The organism is Pseudoalteromonas sp. MM1 (assembly GCF_030296835.1).
Taxonomy (GTDB): Bacteria; Pseudomonadota; Gammaproteobacteria; order Enterobacterales; family Alteromonadaceae; genus Pseudoalteromonas.
Genome location: NZ_AP027922.1, coordinates 3,628,994 through 3,647,409, shown reverse-complemented (window position 1 = coordinate 3,647,409; position 18,416 = coordinate 3,628,994). Strand labels below are relative to the sequence as shown.

Sequence of the window (18,416 nt, the reverse complement as noted above, 5' to 3'; positions counted from 1 at the left end):
TATAATTTTTTAATGCTTAAAAATAACCGCGAATGCCTAGCGCAAAGCTACGTCCTGGACGTGGTGCTATATCTTTTACAAACGAGCTGTGCACGCGTGCTTCTGTATCTGTTAAGTTGGTACCACGCAGGTAAACAGACATATCTTGGTTTAATACTGAAAGGTCGTAAGAGATGCTTGCATCAACCAATGTGTAGCCGTCTGTTGCTGTTTCTTGTGGGGCTGTGCGGTCTTGCTTTTGATAGCGAGTAACGTGAATATGCGCACTGAGTTTATCTGTTTGATAGCTTAACTCGCTACCAAAACGAAGTGGTGGAGTACGGGGTAAATCGCCGCCGTCTTTAAGGCGTGCACGCACGTAATCTGAGAATAAATCTACTTTAAACTCATCGGTTAATTGCCACGCAATTTGCGCTTCAAACCCGTGTAAAATTACATCGTCTGTTTTAAATAAATAAACAGGTAGTTCTGATGAATGGTCGTGTTCGTCAGCGCCTTCTTCTTCATCGCCATGGTCGTGGCCACTTTCAGCAAATAAACCGGTGTCTATTTGGTAATAGTAATTATCTACTTGGTTGTAAAAGGCATTTAAAATAAAGCCAACATTACCTTGGGTTTTACGCAGGGTTAAATCGATATTATTGGCTGTTTCTAGGTCAATTGTTTGACTAGATAAACCTAAATGGCCATCTTCATCTAAATCAAACAGTGCGCCTACTTCGTAAGTGCCAGTACCAATATGCGGCCCAAACGATAACAACTCAGAGGCAGAAGGCGCACGTTCAGAGCGCGATACCGACAGCCCTAAATTATAGTTAGGGGTAAAATCCCACACTACACCTGCCGATAAACTGATTGGTGTAAATTCATGGTCTACGTCAAATACACGAGTGGTTTCTGCGCTTTCTTCGTGGTCGTGATCATGCTCGTCGGCTTCTTGCGCTTCATCATGTGCGTGAGCGTCAATATTTGGCAGTAATACGTCGCCTGCTTCAATGGTTACACGCTCAATACGCCCACCTAGCTGCACTAAAAAATCACCAAAGTGCCTTTCTTCCATTAGCGCTACAGCAAAGCTTTCGGTTTCTGATGGAGGCGTAAAGGCCTCTTCACCTTGTGCTTCAACATCGCTTTGTTTGTAATGAAAGCTAATGCCGCCATTCCACTCGTTAAATTGGTTATGTAGTAGGTCTATACGAAATTCGTTTGTTTCGTTTTTAAATGTGGTGCCTACAGCGCCACCTTCAATTTCAGCGTGTTCGTAGTCGGTGTGGCCAACGCGCAGGTTTACTTTGTTTAGCCATTTATTATCTAGGTTGTACTCACCTAATAATTGCACTTTAGTTTGCTCTAAATCAGCAAATACGCTTTCTTCTTCGTCGCTGTGCTCTTCTTCCTCGCCGTGCGTATGGCCCGGAATACCGTATTGACGATTAAATTGCTCTATTGCTAAGCCAATAAAGCCGTTATCCATTAAATAGCTAGCGCCAACAGTAAAACCGTCAGACTCTTCATTACTGTTTTCAACTTTGTAATCGCCACTATGGCCTTCACCGTTGCTATCTATATCTGCAGCTACAGGCACCTCGTAGTCATCGGCTTCGCGCCAAAACGCATCGGCATAAAAAGCTACCGAGTCTGTGCCTGTGGTGGCATTAAACGAGGCCACTTTTTGATTATCAGCAGAGTTATGTTCTAGGTTCCACTCGCCGCGTGTTGTGCTGTCGGTTGGTACGCGGTTATCTACCACATTTACTACGCCACCAATGGCGCCACTGCCATAAAACAATGTTGCAGGGCCGCGTAATACTTCAATTTGTTGAGCGGTAGACGCTTCTGATGCAACAGAGTGATCGGGGCCAACGCGCGACACATCACTTACATCAAGGCCATTTTGAGTAATAAGTACACGCGGGCCGCTTAAACCACGAATAATAGGTGTACTGGCTACTTTACCGTGAAAGTTGGTATTAACACCTGGGAGTTTTTCAAGGCTGTCGCCAAGGGTTGCAGCTTGTTGGCGTCTTAGTTGTTCGCCAGATAAAACACTAACAGGTGAGGCAGATTCCATCGCCGACATATGAATAGGGGTTGCTTCAATATCAATAACTTCAATAGGCGAGCGCTTTAAATTAAAAGTAACCGACTGGTTTTCATCGTTTGTTATTGTTATATCGCGATGAAGGTGGGCATAACCAGGGGCTACAATATGAAGCTCTTTTAAGCCATTGTTTAGCTCGGTTAGTACAAATTTACCGTTTTCGTCGGTGGTTACTTTAAGGTCTGAGCCTTCAACTTCTACCGTTGCATTATTAACCGCTTTACCTTGATTATTTAAAACTACGCCTTCAATTGTTGATGCAAGCACACTTGCAGGTAATAAAGCTGTAATGAGCACAGCTAATTGAGATCTACGTTTCATTTGACTACCTTGTTGGATGTTATATTATATCAATTATGCGAGAAATGTTATAATGTATCAATAGTAATTAACTGTTGTTACTAAAATGTCTCCTTAAAAGTAACGCTTTTGAGTAGAGGCACTAATTTAGTAGAGGAAATAATGAAGTCGAGTCAGAGTGTTATGGATCGTATGGCGATTGGGTTATCGTTAATGTGCACAGTACATTGTTTTGCAACCCCGGTTATTTTAGCGCTATTGCCAAGCTTTGCTGTACTGCAAATAGATAGCGAACAATTTCATTTATGGATTCTTGCAGCGGTATTGCCAACCAGTTTATTGGCATTAAGCTTAGGCTGTAAAAAGCATAAACGTTTACGTTATATGGCCTGCGGCGTAATTGGGCTAGCCTTTATGATATTTGCAATATTACTAGGGCATGAGGTGGCCGAAAAAGCGCTTACTTTAATAGGATCGGCTTTTATAGCTGTAGCTCATTGGTTTAATTATCAACAATGCCTTAAACAGAATGACGATAACTGCCCGTGTTCAGGCACTGAATCTGATCAGGCAGCTTAGCGCTATCAGTGCTACAAACAGCTAACATGTAGCACTGCCTTTTAATATTTAACTTTGTTTTTTAATAGCCTAAAGTTAAAAGTGAGTTAAAGTAGTCATTAAATATTAGTTTATTACACTTGGCTTAGGTTAGGGCGTGCTGATCTTTGCGGATTGAAATTTGTTCAATCTAGGGGCGATTAAATCGCGGCGCGAGGTTTGTAACCTAGTGGGCTAAGTAAAAACCGAGTAACAAAGAGTTTATCGCCCCTAGGCAGAACCCGAAGGGCAGCGCATGTTTGGCATTTATGCTGCGTTATCGCCTATTTATGGGGAGTAACCACACTTCATAAGCTCTGCCTTGCCTAAAAACCAAACATGCTGCTGCAAATTCAACCATCAAGGATCAACACGCCCTAATGAATACTGCTTTAAAATCCCTGCTGTTACTTTGCGCTTTAATGTGTTTTAAATTAAGCGCAAATACCCCCTACCAAATCCCTAGAAGCAGCGTTATAGAACTTACTGAGCCCGTAACCAATCGGGTATATCCTGTTTTTATTCAGCTGCCTAAGTCATATAAAAAGTACCCTGAAAAAATATATCCGGTTATTTATTTAACCGATGCTCCGTATACGTTTCCTATTGTGGCGGGAGCTACGCGGTTTCCTATGAATAGCGGAAAAATGCAGCAGGCTATTATTGTGGCCATTAGTTACGAAAAAGGCTCTAGAGGGTCTAATAGCCGAATTAGGGACTACACCCCAAATAAGGCTCAAAGCTGGAAAAAACAAACCGGTAACGCTCAAAACCATGCGCTGTTTTTAAAAAATACTGTACTGCCGTTTATACAACAAAATTACAGGGCAAGTAGCACACAAAAAACCTATATAGGTAACTCTTTAGGTGGCTTATTTGGTGCCACTATTTTATTTACCATGCCCGATTTATTTAACAATTATATTATTGGCAGCCCATCAGTTTGGTTTAATAACAATGCAATTTTAGCGCTACAGGCAAAAAAACCTAAAGTGCCTACAAAGGTTTATATATCGGTGGGGGCAAGGGAAACGCCAAGTTTTGGTGAAGGGCAAAATATGGTGGAAGGGGCAAAGCAATTAACGCAAAAAATTAATGCACTTAGCAGTGACAATATTGAACTAAAAAGCGTTATTATTGAAGGGGCGAGCCATGCAACCGCATTTCCTACTACAGCGATACAAGGGCTTGATTGGGTGTTGGGAGTAGAATAATGAAGTATTATTTTTATATAGTTTAATACCAATATGTTGTTTTAGATAGTTAATAAGGAAATTATATGTCAGTTGAATTATGGTTAGATGATAGGTTGAATCGAAAACAAGAAGGACAATGGCTTGTTCAGTTTTTAACGAGCAAGTACGCAGTACCTGAAGCAGAGCATAGTAAAAACTATGTATTAAATGTCAATGCAGAGTGGGGATTTGGTAAGACTTATTTTCTCCGTAATCTTGCAGAAGAACTAAAAACGAAGCAGCATGTGGTTGTGTGTTTTGATGCATGGAAAAATGATTTTTCTGAAAATGCTTTGCTCAGTTTTATTGCAGAAATAAACGAAGAGTTAACTAATCAAGGCTTACTTAGTGCTACGGATGGTAAATTAGCTGGTATTGCAAAGTCAATGAAAAATGCAGCGCTCCCTTTGCTGGGCGGCTTTTTTACTAAACAGCTTTTTGGTATGTCTCTTGATGGCGTCGAAGCTTTATGTGAAAAGGAGCAAGAAAGTGAGACTGTATCTGCTAAAGCGACTGAACAGTCTGATTTGTCAAAAGATATTACAACCTTAGCTTCTTCGGTCTCTACAAAGGCTGCTGAATTAGCAATAAAAGAGTATCAAACAACAAAAAATGCTATAGGCCATTTTAGGGAAAATTTAAGGCTATTAGTGGAAGAGTTAGAGGGTGAAACTCCATTTAAAGCTCCTTTATTTATTTTGATTGATGAATTAGATCGTTGTAAACCTTCTTATAGTATTCAACTATTAGAAACTATTAAGCATTTATTTAATGTTGAAGGCGTCTACTTTATTGTTGCTACTGCATCAGAACAGCTAAGTCACTCTATCAATGCTGTATACGGAGAAAAATTTGAATCTAAACGTTATTTAAATCGTTTTTTTGATCAAGAGTACTCGTTAAAAAGTCCTGACAAAGAAGAATATTGTAACTTTATTTGGTCAAAGTATTTACCTAAGGAAACAGTTTTCGTTCCGGTTTTCCAAGCAGGTAATAAATCAGAAGATATAATAAATATTGGCATACTCAGTAAGGTTGCTGAGTATATGCGGGCTGGTTTAAGGGATATTGAACAAACCGTTAAGCTTTTATATTCAATTCAATTAACGCAAGAAAAAACTGATTATCTATTTTCATTACCCTTGTTTTATATCATTACTTTAAAAATCAGGCACCCTCAAGATTATTCTCACTTTAAAAATGTATGGAATAGGAGTGCTAAATCGGCTTTAAGCGATGAGCAGCATGCTAAGTTGATAAGAGATGAATTTGAATATGACATGGCTTTTGCTGGGAACACAGCTTATAAAATTAAGGAGTCAATGCATATAATTTGTGATCCACATATTGAGCTTACAAAGGTTGATCCGAGCCACAGTCTTCGAAGTGAGACTAAAAAGGATCTTAAAGACTTTATCAAAGATGAAATGTTTGAAGCTAACCGCGTTCGCAACTTTAAAATGGAAAAGAACTTTTCAACTTATATACAAATAGTTGAGCAGGCTGGGCAACTATTATAATTATTGAAAGGCAGTCAGCTGTGCCACCTAGTTATTACTCTTTAGTGGCTCAACTTTTCACACGGTAATAGATTACTAATGTTGAGGCATTATTTTAATAAGCAGTCTTCTGTTTTATTGACAGCCTTAAGCGCTTTTAAGTGCTTGTTTCCAGTTTGCTAGCACTTCAATAAACTCTGGGCCTATGCCACAGCAGCCACCAATAATACTTGCGCCCTGGCTGTACCACGTTTTTGCAAAATCTAAATATTCTACAGGTGAAATATCACGATACGCTTGCGAGCCTTCGTTGGCTTTGTAATCGTGTGCAATGGGTGTAAAGCCATTAGCAAACGCGCCTAAAACAACGCTTTTATTTTGCTTGGCTAATACTGCGTTAGTATCGCTAAAGGCTTGCTCTATAACCTCAGGAATTGAGCAGTTAAAGAAAATACCCGCAACATTTTGTTCAAGCAAAGCGGCTACTGCGTCACTTACCAGCTCACCAGAGCGAAGTTTAGCTTGCTCACTCACCACATCATTTAAGGTAAATGCGTAATAACATGGTTTGTTTGAGTCTTTAAGTACGCTTGCCATAACGTGCGCTTCTTCAATGCTCGATATGGTTTCACCAATCCATAAATCTACATACTCGTCTTGCGCTTTGTATAGCGTATCTAAAATAGTAAATGCGCGCTCGCTTTCAAATAGTTCAGGGCGGTAAGAGCCAAAGGCGGGTGGTAATGAACCTGCTACTAATACATTTTGTTTAGCACTTTGAGTGACTTCTTTTGCTATAACGGCCGCTTGCTGTGCTAGGGCTGCGCCTTGAGCTTGATATAGCGCTTCACCTAAATGAAAGGGCACACAGGCATAACTATTAACGGTAATAATTTCAGCGCCAGCGTCTATAAAACCTTGGTGAGCCTGCGTTACAAAGTGCGGAGCTTCTATTAATGCTTGTGCACTCCACAGTGGCTGTGTAAACGGCGCGCCAATGCGCTTAAGTTCACGGCCCATGCCGCCATCTAAAATAGTGAGTTTATTCATAACAAGTCTTTGTGTCTTTGTGCAATATGGTGCTATTCAACCATGTTTTTTATAAAATCATAATGAAACTTAGTCACTATTTACATGAAAAAAGCTCAATGCTTTTAATGCAAATATAAAGACATATTTATCACTCAGGTTATACGCATTAAAATATATATTGCCATAGCTGCAAGAATAAAAAAGTAAATCATATATATCAACGTCTTAAGCTTATAAAAAATAAAGTGCCCTTGCGCTATTATCAGTAATTGATAATATGCGTAATACATGTATAAGCATACAGTTTTCTGATTGGCTAAGCGCCGTTTTATGCACCCGCTTAAGCTTAGGAATAATTTGAGCAAGCTGTGCGAGTAAGTAAATGAAAAACGTTAAGCAGTCTCGTTGCGTGATTGGCATTAAAGGTCAAGTGCCCGATCCCGATTACCCCGTTGATATTTGGTTCGACTCACTTAAATCGGTCGCTAGTGTGCTGTCGAAAGAGAACAAGCAATTATTAAAAGTGATTACTGAGCAACAGCCGCAATCGGTGACCGAGTTGGCATCGCTTACTGGGCGGGCAGTTAGTAATGTTTCAAGAACACTAAAAACCTTGGGCAAATACAATTTAGTTGAAATGCAAAGTACAAAAACCATGCTTCGCCCTAGTGTCATCCATCAAGAATTTATAGTAGTAGTCAATAATGAACAATAAAAGTAATGTCCTTTTACAAGCAGAAGTGCTTATTAAACCCTTAGCACTTCAACATGTACCGCAAGAGAGCGCCGTTGAAGCTATAAGGGTAATTTAGAGCTTTACAAAGATTTAAGTCCTATTTGGTAAAACACCTAACAATAGTGGCGTATTTGTTGGTGTATAACTTATTGGTGAGTTTAAAAAAGTGTTCGAAACCGTCATGGCGTGAAAGGCCTAGTTATATTAATTATGTAGAAGGTTAAGTGAATGGCAGAGCATATCCCTCAAGCTCCACAAGGAGAGTTTGTTCTTTTTACTAGCGCAGATGGTCAGACGCGTGTTGAATGTCGCTTTGAGTTAGATACCCTATGGTTATCTCAAGCTGTAATGGCGGAGCTTTACGACAAAGATGTTCGTACTATAAATGAGCATTTGATCAATATATACAAAGAAGGTGAGCTTGTACAAAACGCAACCATCCGGAAATTCCGGATAGTTCGGTTAGAAGGTACTCGCCAGGTATCTCGCGAAATCGATCACTATAATCTTGATGCGATTTTAGCCGTAGGCTACAGGGTTCGCTCGCAACGAGGTACACAATTTAGACAATGGGCAACTAGGATATTAAAAGAATATTTAGTTAAAGGGTTTGCCATGGATGATGAGCGTTTGAAAAACCCTCCCGTGGGACACTCTACCGTTCCTGATTACTTTGATGAAATGCTTGAACGCATTCGCGATATTCGAGCTAGTGAGCGACGTGTATATTTACGGGCTAAAGAAATTTTTACAATGGCTGCCGACTATGAGCCCTCTAATCAAGAGACTAATCGATTCTTTCAAACTATACAGAACAAGCTGCACTATGCTTGTACGCAGATGACGGCTGCTGAGCTTATTTCTAACCGTGTAGATGCTAATAAGCCAGATATGGGCTTAACCAGTTATAAAGGTGATGAAGTGCGTAAAACAGACGTCACTGTTGCTAAAAATTATCTGCGGGAAGATGAAATTAAAGAGCTGAATCGAATTGTAAATATGTGGCTTGATTTTGCAGAAGACCAAGCGTTACGGCGCAAGCAAGTATTCTTACAAGACTGGGCTGATAAGCTTGATCAGTTTTTGAGCTTTAATGATCGTGAAGTTTTAAGCGGCGCAGGGGCAATCTCTAAAAAAGCGGCAGATGATAAAGCAAAATTGGAGTTTGATAATTTTGCAAAGAGACGCCGCCGTTTGAAAGAAGCTGAAGGGGAAAATGCAAATATTTCTGCACTTAAAGCAATAGCTAATAAGGGTAAAAAAGGCTAGAGATGGCTTATCTTAGAGGCTGAATCGCCTGTTGTATCTTTGCTAGGTAGGCAAATTTGTGTGGGTGCTACATAAATAAGCAATAATGTAGTAAAAGTACAAAAATGCGCTGTTAGATAAAGCAACTTCTAATCGTAGAAGACTCGTTTTTTAATAGCGAGCGTCAATATGACTCTATTAAGAGAGGCGTATTAATATGGTATTAGAGGGTAAATAAATACCCACATTTACTTAAGTAATTTACCTAGAAATATTGGGTATTTAAATAATTTTTACTCAGTTTACTTTATAAGCAATATATTTATTTTACTTATAAAATACCTCTACCGTGCCTTTTACTTTCATAAGTAAAGGTTGGCCGCGGCGGTCTAGCGCTTTAGGTGCGGCAATTTTAATCCAGCCTTCGCTAATGCAGTATTCTTCTACATCAAAGCGCTCTTTACCGTTTAACTTTACGCCAATTTCGTGTTCAAACACTTCTTCTACGTAATGCTTGCTGCGTGGATTAATAGAAAGCTGATCAGGTAATGCTGGTTTTGTTGAATCGGTCATGGTTTTAATCTTTATTAAAAAGTGATGCGCTATTGTAGGCAATCCACTCAATACGCTCAAGGTTTAACTACACAATACAAAGCCAAGTATTAACAGTGCTATCCAAATTGTTTCAGCAACAATCATTATTATTGGCTTTAAGCCCACCTCGGTGAGTTTGCCTAGGTTTGTTTTCATACCAATGGCGGCTATGGCGGCTATTAAAAAGAATCGAGAAAGCTCGTTAGCGGTTTCGAGCACGATAGCTGGTAGGTTAAAGGTGCTGTTAATAAGCATTAAAATAACAAAGCCAATTAAAAACCCGGGTACTTTTGGCAACTCGCCATGGTTACCTTTATTTGAGCGGTTAATCACTACCATCATAATAAGTACTACTGGCAGTAGCATGGCTACTCGTACTAGCTTGGTAAGTGTTGCTATATCGCCTGCCTCGGGTGATACCGAATAACCCGCACCGACTACTTGGGCAACATCGTGTATGGTGCCACCTAAAAATACCCCGGCGTTGTGGGCGTCAAATTCAAGGTAGTTAACCACAATAGGGTATAAAATCATTGCAATGGTCGACATAGCCGTTACGCCAATTACAGTCAGTAACGTATCGCGCTCTTTATGCTCGCTATTAGGCATAATAGATGAAATAGCCAGTGCTGCCGATGCACCACAAATAGCGACTGAACCTCCGGTGAGTGCGCCAAAGCGCTTTTGTAAACCAAATACTCGGGCAAGTACAACCCCTAAAATAATGGTGGTAAATATAGCGCCAGCTAGCATTAAAGCGGTTTGCCAGCCCAATGTAATTAAATCACCTAAAGCAATACGTGTGCCCAGTAAAACAATGCCTACGCGTAAAATCGTGGTGCCGGTAAAGTCTATGCCTTTAGCGCATGGGCTGTCGCTTTGATATAAAAACGACACCGCCATGCCTAATAATAAAGCAAATAGCATAGCGGGTGCGCCATAGTGTTCACTTAAAAATAAAGCGGCAAGGCCCGTCATTGCAGCAATGCTAGCCCCTTGCCATAATGGGGAAATTTTTACTTTTAGTGTACTGGTTAAGCTTTGCATTAGGCGTTAGCTGCCGTAAGGGCAACAAGCACTTGGCGTTTACGCTCGCCTGTAAATGGGCGGCGGCCATGCATCGCCATTTCGTTATCTACTAAGGCTACATCGCCATCTTGCCAGGCTAAATCAAAGGTATAGTCTTTTGATAGCTCAACAATTTTTTCAAGCCCTTGTTTAGGAATGGCACAGCCATCGCCAAAGGTAATAGCAACCGATGGGTTTTCGCGTACGCCTTTCCAGCCCATATAAGCGGCAATAAGTTGGTTATAAAAAACCTGTACGCCGTTTTCAAGGGTAAGTACAGCCGGTAAAACTGGGGTAATTGCTTTTAAAGAACCATCTTCTAGCCATTCCCACTCGTAACCTAGCTCGGTAAGTTTGCTGTGCGCTTCGTCTTTGGTTTCAACACTTAGGGTGCTTTTCCAGCTGCGGCCTTGGCCCGATGTAGCATCGTCGGCTGCGGGCATATAAGTGGTGTACTTTAAGCCTTTTTGCTCAAAATCATCGGCTAATTGGCTATCAAACTGCTTTAAAGCGCTAAATAATTTATCTGAGCGACAAAGTGGCGTTGCGCCGCCTTCTTCAGCTGCCGATTTACAAAAAAAGAACAGCTTACTTGGCGAAATAGGTGTTTGTGCCATTTCGTGATGAAGGTAAATTTCTACATCTTTTGGGGCTTCGTTAGCGGTAAATACACGCTCAGTAAAGTTAATACGTACCGCATTAGATAGCGACTCTTGGTACGTAAAGTTGTCGTAATCAAACCCTGCTGAAAACGTATCAAACGTCTCGGCGCTATTAATAGGAAAGCCTCTAAACAATACAGCGCCTGAGCTGCGAAGTTTTTTAGCCAGCTCACTTTTGTGAGCGCGAATAAAAGCTACCGCTTCTTCAACGGTGCTGGCGTTATTGTTATTAACCACAATGCACGGAAAAACCGAGTCATCAAACGTTAATTGTGTAGGCACTTGGGCATAGTTAAGTTCGGTAGCTGACATTTTATTATCCTAATCGTAAATAGGGTGAAAACGGTTAAAGGCAGCTTCACAAAAGTGCCCAGGGTCGTTAAAACGGCGGTTGCTATTAAGCGCAGAAATTTGCGCCATTTCATGTTCTGTTAGTTCAAAGTCGAACAGCGCGAGGTTTTCTTTCATGCGTTCAAATTTAGAGGTTTTTGGAATAATGGCCGTACCTCGTTGCACGCCCCAGCGCAGCACAACTTGTGCGGGTGTTTTGCCATGGTTTTGCGCCGCAGCTTTTACTACGCTTTGCTCAAGTACCGACTCAGTTTGATCGGCCATTTCAAGTTCAAGGTACGAAAGCGCACCAAGCGGTGAAAACGCCGTAACCGGAATGTCATACTGTTTGGCAAGCCTTACTAGGCGCTCTTGCGTTAAATATGGGTGCGATTCAATTTGCAGCATGGCGGGTTTAATTGTGGCGTAGGTCATTAAATCGTGAAGTAATGCGCTTGAGTAGTTACACACACCAATGCGCTTTGTTTTGTTATTGTGTACTTGCTCTTCCATTGCTTGCCACGTTAAGTGTAGCGGCACTTTTGCCAGCTCCATTTGTGGGTTTTGTGCATCTGGGTCTACAAACCATTCTGGTGGGTAGCGAGTTTCGATTGGTACAAACGTTTGCGCAATCGGAAAGTGAATTAAGTATAAGTCGAGGTAATCGAGCTTTAAATCGCTCAAGGTTTTATCAATGGCTAGCTCTACATGCTCTGGCGCATGAAACGTATTCCATAGTTTTGACGTAACCCATAATTCTTCGCGAGTACAAAGGCCGTCTTTAATTGCTTGGGCTATGCCATCGCCAACTTGTTCTTCGTTGCCGTAGTCTGATGCGCAATCAAGGTGGCGGTAGCCTGCTTTAATGGCTTGGTACACCGTTTGTGCACAGTCTTCTTGTGCTACTTTCCATAAACCGAACCCGACTGGCGGGATGTTATTTAATGAACTCATTGGGAATTCCTGTTAAAATTGCATAATGACTTAGGTCTTGTATAAGACATAAGTTATTATACGAATCTAACAGTGTCAACACTGTGTTAACGCTTAAGTAGTAAATGGTTAGGTTAAAAAACCTGCAGGCAGCAAAAAGGCAGCGTTTGCTGCCTTTAAAAAATATTTAATAAGTGTGCGCTAATATAAATAATCAGCGTTTCAACGCGGTGAATCAATCAAGTTCAATTTGGTAGTGGTAATGATCGCTACGGCATTTACTTAAACGGTATTCAATACGTTTACCTTCGATTGATTCGGTAATGCGCGATACCAATAACAGTGGGTCGCCGGTTTTTATAGCCAGCATTTTAGCATCGGTTTCATCCGCTAATACCGCTTTAATACTGTCTTGGGTTTTATGTACGGTTTGGTTAAATTTGGTTTGGTAGTAATGGTACAATGTATGCGGAATATCACTACTTTGATGTATATCAGGAAAGAAACTTTGCGGTAAGTATATAGTTTCGCTCATACAAAATTCGTTATCGAGAATACGTCTGCGTACAAGCTTAGTAACTTTGTCTTTTTTATTAAGTTGTAAGGCGTTTATAACATCTTGTGGTGCAGGGCAAAGCTCAACTGATAATAGCTCGGCTTTAGGTAGGTCGGCACCTTTGCCATCGGCCTGTAGCGGAAAAAACCTAAACAGGGCGTCTTGCGCAGTATGCTCAGATACAAACGTACCAACACCTTGGCGGCGAGTAACTATTTTATCGTCAGTTAATAAATTAAGTGCTTTACGAACAGTGCCTTGGCTTACGTTAAATTCTTCAGCAAGGCGAAATTCGCTTGGTAGTACTTCACCAGGCACCCAGCGTCTTTCAACAATGAGCTGTTTAATATAATCAGCCACTTGTAAGTAAAGCGGTTGAAAAGCCAAGCTTGGGCCACTTAATTTGTGATCAAACATAGAGTTACTCATTGTTATTTACCATTAAATTTAATCCACCTGTATTTATATCATAGGTGAAAACTTTTGCGCAGCTTTGCGCAAGCTCAATTAATTGTGAACTATTGCAATACAGTTTGTTTTTACATTATGCCTAAAAACAAATCGTTACACTACAATAGCGCACATCTAGGAAATTTAAAGTGCTCAGTATTTCGTTAGAACTCATCTTGCTTATGGCGCTGTGCCTAAGCCTTGCCACCATAATGCAAACGCTTAGCGGGTTTGGTTTTGGGTTGTTGGTGGTTGCCAGCTTTACCTTGCTAGATGTTTTACCGCTCACCGCGACTACTTTTTTAGTGAGCTTATTGGGTTTGGTTAACTCAACCACTGTAGTAGTAAAAAACCGCAGCTCGGTAAAAGTGCCCGAGCTTAAACTTATGTTGTATACCGGTATTCCGTTAATGCTGTTAGGTTTTATATTGCTTGAGTATATGTCGGCGCATTTAACGCAATTTTTAAACTTTATTTTAGGTATTAGTATTTTGCTATGTTGTGGCTTAATGCTAATTGGTCGTGACAGAGCCAATACGCAAAGCGGGCGTGGCTCGTTTTTAATTGCCGGCGGGGTAAGTGGCTTACTAGGTGGGCTATTTTCAACCTCGGGACCGCCGCTGGTGTTTCAGTGCTATAAACAAGCTTGGTCTATTGAAGCCATACGCAGTACGTTACTTGCGGTATTTACCATTGGTGGCATAGTGCGAGTAGGCATTGCGCTATTTGGCACCTTACCTGAGCTCGATATTATGTTTTTAATTGCAGCGGCCATACCGCTGGTGTTAGTGGTAACGCAATTTGCCCGTAAGTTAACACCTTATGTTGATGCAAAATGGATTCGTATAATAGCAATTACCTTGCTGGGCTTAAGTGGGGTTTCGCTGGTGGCAACATCAGCACCAAGCATATTTTAAATTTAAACTTACTTGAGTTTATTTACGTTGACATGGGGATTACAATTATTTAACTTGTGTCTTATACAAGACTAATAATTGGTTAAGGAACTCCCATGAATGCATTTGAATTACGTGAGCCAGACTGGAACGCAATAGAGCCAGCACGCTTAACTGCAGAGCCTAAATTACAAGGCCATGTGCTAGTTTTACCGACTCAATTTGGCGAGGTTAGCGTTACCATAAGCCAGTTTGGTTTACGTTTAAATGCAGGCTCCACGCATGACGAGACGTTTAAAATATTAACCACCACCCCTTCTAACTTACCGCTATCACTCAATAAATTAGACCAAGGCTTTGAAGCCACAGCCGGTGAGTACCGCTTAGAATTTTACAGCGACCCGTTTTACTTTAAGCTTTTTAAAAACGATAAATTAGTACAGCAATCAGCAACCGATGGCCACTTTGTGCGCCAGCATCGCTTACCGCCATTAGCTAAAACCGATAACGGCTGGGTTTTAAGCCTAGAACTTAATTACGACGAAGCCGTTTACGGCCTTGGCGAAAAGTGGGGCAAGCTTGATAAACGCGGCCAACTTATTCGCTCATACAACCACGATGCACTGGGCGTAAACGCCGAAAAATCATATAAAAATACACCATACGCGTGGAGCCCAGAGGGCTGGAACTTATTTGTACACACGCCAGCGCCCGTTACACATGGCGTAGGTTACGCGCTTTGGTCGCAACGTGCTTACGTGTGCTTAGTAGAAGACGACGCGCTAGATGTATTTTTATACCAAGAGCAAACGCCTGCACAAAGTATTAATCGCTACTGCGAACTAACTGGTTTTGCACCGGTACCACCGCAGTGGAGCTTTGGTGTTATTTTATCAAAAGCATACTACAAAGATGCCGACGAGCTATTAAGTGTCGCCCGCGAAGTACGCGCTAAAAACATGCCGTGCGATGTAATTACCCTTGATGGCCGCGCATGGCAAGACACCGACACCCGCTTTGCCTTTGAATGGGACCCAACACGTTACGCCGACCCAAAACCTGTGCTTGATGAACTAAAAGCCATGGATTTTAAAATTTGCGTGTGGGAATACCCAATGATCTCGGTAAACAACCCATTATTTGCTAAAGCGGCCGAAAATGGTTGGCTAATAAAAGACAAACGCACAGGTAAAGCGTATCAATACGAGTGGGATTTAAGCCCATTTGGCGAAGTACTTACGCCATTACCAGAGTCAGGTATTTTAGATTTTACTCATCCCGATGCTTACGAATACTGGCTCGAATCGCACAAGCCATTATTTGAGCTTGGTGTAGATATGATAAAAGCAGACTTTGGCGAACAGCTAGAAGACGAAAACATGGTATCGCACAGTGGCGACAGCGGCATTAGACTGCACAACGTTTATAGCATGTTATACAACCGCTGCGTTTATGAAGCCGCCGAAAAATACTGTAAAACGGGGCCATTTTTGTTTAGCCGCTCAGCGTGGACTGGCAGCCAACGTTTCCCTGCACAATGGGGCGGCGACCCACAGGCCGATTGGCAAGGTTTAGCAGCGAGCATTCGCGGCAGCTTAGCGTGGGGCATGTCGGGCGGGCCATTTTTTGCAACCGACATTGGCGGTTTTTACAAAGATACGCGCGATGCAGAGCTTTATGTTCGCTGGGCGCAAGCGTCGGTATTTAGTGCACACATGCGTTTACATGGTATTGGCCCTCGCGAACCGTGGTCATATACCGAGCAAGCAAGTGACGCGGTATTTGCAGCGCTTAAATTACGCTATCAGTTAATTCCGTACTTACAAGAATGTGCAGAGCAATCAAAGCAAACAGGGTTGCCTATTCAGCGTGCTATGGCACTGGCATTTCCTGATGATGTATTGGCACATAGTTTTGATCAGCAATTTATGTGCGGCGAAAAACTCCTTGTGGTGCCATGTGTAGTACCAAACGGTAAGATTAAATTTTATTTACCGCAAGGCGAGTGGGTACGCTTCCCAGATGCACAAACGTACCAAGGCGGAAAATATTACGAAGAAACACTAGCGCTTACACAAATGGCCGTATTTGTTCGTAAAGGCGATACGCTCATGCTAGGTCCAGAGGTTCAACACACAGAACAAGACATGAGCCAGCTAACAGCATGGCCAAAATAAAACTCGGTAAATAGCAAACACACACAACACACACAATAATAAAGATATTAGCTTACTTTTTACCGAGTAAAGTAAGCTAAAAGGGGCGCAAGATGGAAGGTATGAACATTACCATGACACTGCTATCGTGCTTGGCGTTTATGGCGCTAGTAGGATATATCTCGTACCAAAAAACCAAAGGGGAAGTTAACACCCAAGACGGCTACTTTTTAGCAGGACGTGGTTTAACAGGTACATTTATAGCGGGGTCAATGATCCTCACTAACTTATCGGCCGAGCAACTTATTGGCCTTAATGGCTCAGCGTATGGTTACAACCTAAGCTCAATGGCATGGGAAGTAACAGCTGGGGTATCAACCATTATAATGGCGCTGATCTTTTTACCGCGCTATTTAGCCGGCGCGTTTTCTACCTTACCTGAATTTTTACGGGATCGTTTTGACGATACCGTACGCCGCATGACGGTGATCTTATTTATGGTAGGGTATTGTTTTATAACGATCCCTTCTGTTTTGTATTCAGGATCAATCGCCGTTCTTAGGCTGTTTGATGTACCTACCCTATTAAATTTAAGTTACCAAGCAAGCTTAATTGTCACCATTATTATTGTGGGCTCCGTGGGGGCTATTTACGCGGTATTTGGCGGTTTAAAGGCGGTTGCGGTATCAGATACCATTAACGGGGTTGGGCTATTAATTATTGGTATTTTAGTGCCAACACTTGGCCTTATTGCCCTTGGCGATGGCAACTTTGCCGATGGCTTAAGTACATTGGTAAACACCGATACCGAAAAGCTCAACGCTATTGGTAGCAGTGACGATCCCGTGCCATTTGGCACCATTTTTACCGGTATGATCCTCGCTAATTTATTTTACTGGGGCACAAATCAGTACGTGATCCAGCGTACATTGGGCGCTAAAAACTTAGTCGAAGGCCAAAAGGGCGTGTTGTTTTCAGGGTACTTTAAAGTGCTAGTACCCTTTATGATGATGATCCCAGGCGTTATTGCGTATCACCTTTATAAGCACGAAAGCTTACAAACCATAGATTTAGCTTACCCGCATTTAGTAAAAGATGTACTGCCTCAGTACTTATCTGGGTTCTTTTTAGCGGTGCTACTAGGTGCGGTATTTAGCTCGTTTAATTCATTGTTAAATAGTGCCGCTACATTGTTTTGTTTAGATGTTTACAAACCAATGAAAAAAGACAAAGTAAGCGATGAAAAGCTAATTAAGGTCGCCAAAACAACCAGCATTGTAATTGCTATATTGTCATTTATTACTGCGCCATTACTGATGTTTGCGCCAGAAGGCTTATGGCACATAATTCGTGTATTTACCGGATTTTACAACATTCCGGTCATCACAATTGTGTTAGTGGGTTTATTTACTCGCAAAGTGCCTGCACTGGGCGCTAAAGTGGCTATTGTTTTTCATGTTATTGCCTACACTTTGCTTAAATTTGTGTGGGATGTAGATATTAACTTTATCCATATTTACGCCATTTTGTTCTTTATTGAGCTGGCCATTATGTTAGGTATTGGTTATTACAAACCCCTTGCCACACCATGGAAATTTACCCGCAAAGCCGAGGTAAACTTAAGTCCGTGGAAGTACGCCCTGCCTTGCGCCATTGTATTAGTGAGCTTAATTGTAAGCCTGTACATACTGTTTTCTCCTCTTGGGCTTGTTGGTGGTATTAGCGTGTACTTTGTACCGAGCTTAGTTGCCGTTTGGACTAGCGCCTTTGTGCTTAGCTGGTGGAGCGTACGCCGATGGCATAAACGCTACACAAGCAGCTTGGCGCATATTGGCTTAGAGAGAGCATAACGCGGCTTTATATTCTACATACAAATTTTAAATCACATTTTATTCACATAATGTTTGCAATAGAAGATAAGTTTGTTTAAGTTTATATCTCTTATATAAGACATAAGAGATATAAGGAAAATACCTACAACACTCTGGCACCGCTTTTTAGCAACCCACACACTTGCTAACGC

At 41.5% G+C, this 18,416-nt stretch carries 15 protein-coding genes; 8 read left to right on the top strand and 7 right to left on the bottom strand.

The annotated features are described in order from the left end of the window. Positions 1-16: 16 nt before the first annotated feature. Positions 17-2,422 (bottom strand): TonB-dependent receptor, encoded by a 2,406-nt coding sequence (locus tag QUE46_RS16510; protein WP_286245665.1) that lies wholly within the window; start codon positions 2,420-2,422, stop codon positions 17-19. A gap of 141 nt (positions 2,423-2,563) precedes the next feature. On the opposite strand from QUE46_RS16510, the gene QUE46_RS16505 reads away from it, so the two are divergent. The 3 genes from QUE46_RS16505 to QUE46_RS16495 all read left to right on the top strand — a co-directional run bounded on the left by QUE46_RS16505 (position 2,564) and on the right by QUE46_RS16495 (position 5,753). Then, positions 2,564-2,980 (top strand): MerC domain-containing protein, encoded by a 417-nt coding sequence (locus QUE46_RS16505; RefSeq protein ID WP_286245664.1) that lies wholly within the window; start codon positions 2,564-2,566, stop codon positions 2,978-2,980. 398 nt (positions 2,981-3,378) lie between these two features. Continuing rightward, positions 3,379-4,212: an alpha/beta hydrolase gene (locus QUE46_RS16500; RefSeq protein ID WP_286245663.1), complete on the top strand. Its 834-nt coding sequence runs from the start codon at positions 3,379-3,381 to the stop codon at positions 4,210-4,212. A 65-nt stretch (positions 4,213-4,277) separates the two neighbouring features. After that, positions 4,278-5,753 (top strand): P-loop NTPase fold protein, encoded by a 1,476-nt coding sequence (locus QUE46_RS16495; RefSeq protein ID WP_286245662.1) that lies wholly within the window; start codon positions 4,278-4,280, stop codon positions 5,751-5,753. 126 nt (positions 5,754-5,879) lie between these two features. Here QUE46_RS16495 and QUE46_RS16490 read toward each other — a convergent pair whose 3' ends face one another. Continuing rightward, positions 5,880-6,782, bottom strand: a complete 903-nt coding sequence (locus tag QUE46_RS16490) for a homocysteine S-methyltransferase family protein (protein ID WP_286245661.1) — start codon at positions 6,780-6,782, stop codon at positions 5,880-5,882. 364 nt (positions 6,783-7,146) lie between these two features. Between QUE46_RS16490 and QUE46_RS16485 the strand changes: the two genes are divergently transcribed. Further along, positions 7,147-7,479 carry a helix-turn-helix domain-containing protein gene (locus QUE46_RS16485; protein WP_286245660.1) on the top strand — a complete coding sequence of 111 codons (333 nt, stop codon included), beginning with the start codon at positions 7,147-7,149 and terminating at the stop codon, positions 7,477-7,479. A gap of 249 nt (positions 7,480-7,728) precedes the next feature. Next, complete coding sequence (locus QUE46_RS16480; protein WP_286245659.1) at positions 7,729-8,769, top strand: virulence RhuM family protein; 1,041 nt, start codon at positions 7,729-7,731, stop codon at positions 8,767-8,769. Between the two features lie 306 nt (positions 8,770-9,075). Here the strand turns inward: QUE46_RS16480 and QUE46_RS16475 are convergent, their stop codons facing one another. The 5 genes from QUE46_RS16475 to QUE46_RS16455 all read right to left on the bottom strand — a co-directional run bounded on the left by QUE46_RS16475 (position 9,076) and on the right by QUE46_RS16455 (position 13,320). Then, positions 9,076-9,321, bottom strand: a complete 246-nt coding sequence (locus QUE46_RS16475) for a DUF3297 family protein (protein WP_024602277.1) — start codon at positions 9,319-9,321, stop codon at positions 9,076-9,078. Positions 9,322-9,384: 63 nt separating this feature from the next. Continuing rightward, complete coding sequence (locus QUE46_RS16470) at positions 9,385-10,389, bottom strand: YeiH family protein (RefSeq protein ID WP_286245657.1); 1,005 nt, start codon at positions 10,387-10,389, stop codon at positions 9,385-9,387. After that, on the bottom strand, positions 10,389-11,384 hold the full coding sequence (locus tag QUE46_RS16465; protein ID WP_286245656.1) for a TauD/TfdA family dioxygenase: 996 nt from the start codon (positions 11,382-11,384) through the stop codon (positions 10,389-10,391). The genes QUE46_RS16470 and QUE46_RS16465 overlap by 1 nt, the downstream gene beginning before the upstream one ends. Positions 11,385-11,393: 9 nt before the next feature. Further along, positions 11,394-12,356: an aldo/keto reductase gene (locus QUE46_RS16460; RefSeq protein WP_286245655.1), complete on the bottom strand. Its 963-nt coding sequence runs from the start codon at positions 12,354-12,356 to the stop codon at positions 11,394-11,396. A 214-nt stretch (positions 12,357-12,570) separates the two neighbouring features. Then, the gene (locus tag QUE46_RS16455) at positions 12,571-13,320 is read right to left on the bottom strand and encodes a GntR family transcriptional regulator (protein WP_286245654.1); all 750 of its coding nucleotides are present in this window, start codon (positions 13,318-13,320) and stop codon (positions 12,571-12,573) included. Positions 13,321-13,490: 170 nt separating this feature from the next. On the opposite strand from QUE46_RS16455, the gene QUE46_RS16450 reads away from it, so the two are divergent. From QUE46_RS16450 to QUE46_RS16440, 3 genes are all read left to right on the top strand, one after another. Further along, entirely contained in the window at positions 13,491-14,258 is a 768-nt protein-coding gene (locus tag QUE46_RS16450) for a sulfite exporter TauE/SafE family protein (protein ID WP_286245653.1), read from the top strand. Positions 14,259-14,353: 95 nt separating this feature from the next. Then, positions 14,354-16,414 carry an alpha-xylosidase gene (locus QUE46_RS16445; protein WP_286245652.1) on the top strand — a complete coding sequence of 687 codons (2,061 nt, stop codon included), beginning with the start codon at positions 14,354-14,356 and terminating at the stop codon, positions 16,412-16,414. 92 nt (positions 16,415-16,506) lie between these two features. Continuing rightward, a complete protein-coding gene (locus tag QUE46_RS16440; protein WP_286245651.1) occupies positions 16,507-18,243 on the top strand; it encodes a solute:sodium symporter family transporter in 1,737 nt (578 codons plus the stop codon). The last annotated feature ends 173 nt before the right edge of the window (positions 18,244-18,416 follow it).

Bases quoted from the DNA above. Each gene is read 5' to 3' on its own strand.
- QUE46_RS16510 (WP_286245665.1), bottom strand. From the start codon at position 2,422: ATGAAACGTAGATCTCAATTAGCTGTGCTCATTACAGCTTTATTACCT.
- QUE46_RS16505 (WP_286245664.1), top strand. From the start codon at position 2,564: ATGAAGTCGAGTCAGAGTGTTATGGATCGTATGGCGATTGGGTTATCG.
- QUE46_RS16500 (WP_286245663.1), top strand. From the start codon at position 3,379: ATGAATACTGCTTTAAAATCCCTGCTGTTACTTTGCGCTTTAATGTGT.
- QUE46_RS16495 (WP_286245662.1), top strand. From the start codon at position 4,278: ATGTCAGTTGAATTATGGTTAGATGATAGGTTGAATCGAAAACAAGAA.
- QUE46_RS16490 (WP_286245661.1), bottom strand. From the start codon at position 6,782: ATGAATAAACTCACTATTTTAGATGGCGGCATGGGCCGTGAACTTAAG.
- QUE46_RS16485 (WP_286245660.1), top strand. From the start codon at position 7,147: ATGAAAAACGTTAAGCAGTCTCGTTGCGTGATTGGCATTAAAGGTCAA.
- QUE46_RS16480 (WP_286245659.1), top strand. From the start codon at position 7,729: ATGGCAGAGCATATCCCTCAAGCTCCACAAGGAGAGTTTGTTCTTTTT.
- QUE46_RS16475 (WP_024602277.1), bottom strand. From the start codon at position 9,321: ATGACCGATTCAACAAAACCAGCATTACCTGATCAGCTTTCTATTAAT.
- QUE46_RS16470 (WP_286245657.1), bottom strand. From the start codon at position 10,389: ATGCAAAGCTTAACCAGTACACTAAAAGTAAAAATTTCCCCATTATGG.
- QUE46_RS16465 (WP_286245656.1), bottom strand. From the start codon at position 11,384: ATGTCAGCTACCGAACTTAACTATGCCCAAGTGCCTACACAATTAACG.
- QUE46_RS16460 (WP_286245655.1), bottom strand. From the start codon at position 12,356: ATGAGTTCATTAAATAACATCCCGCCAGTCGGGTTCGGTTTATGGAAA.
- QUE46_RS16455 (WP_286245654.1), bottom strand. From the start codon at position 13,320: ATGAGTAACTCTATGTTTGATCACAAATTAAGTGGCCCAAGCTTGGCT.
- QUE46_RS16445 (WP_286245652.1), top strand. From the start codon at position 14,354: ATGAATGCATTTGAATTACGTGAGCCAGACTGGAACGCAATAGAGCCA.
- QUE46_RS16440 (WP_286245651.1), top strand. From the start codon at position 16,507: ATGGAAGGTATGAACATTACCATGACACTGCTATCGTGCTTGGCGTTT.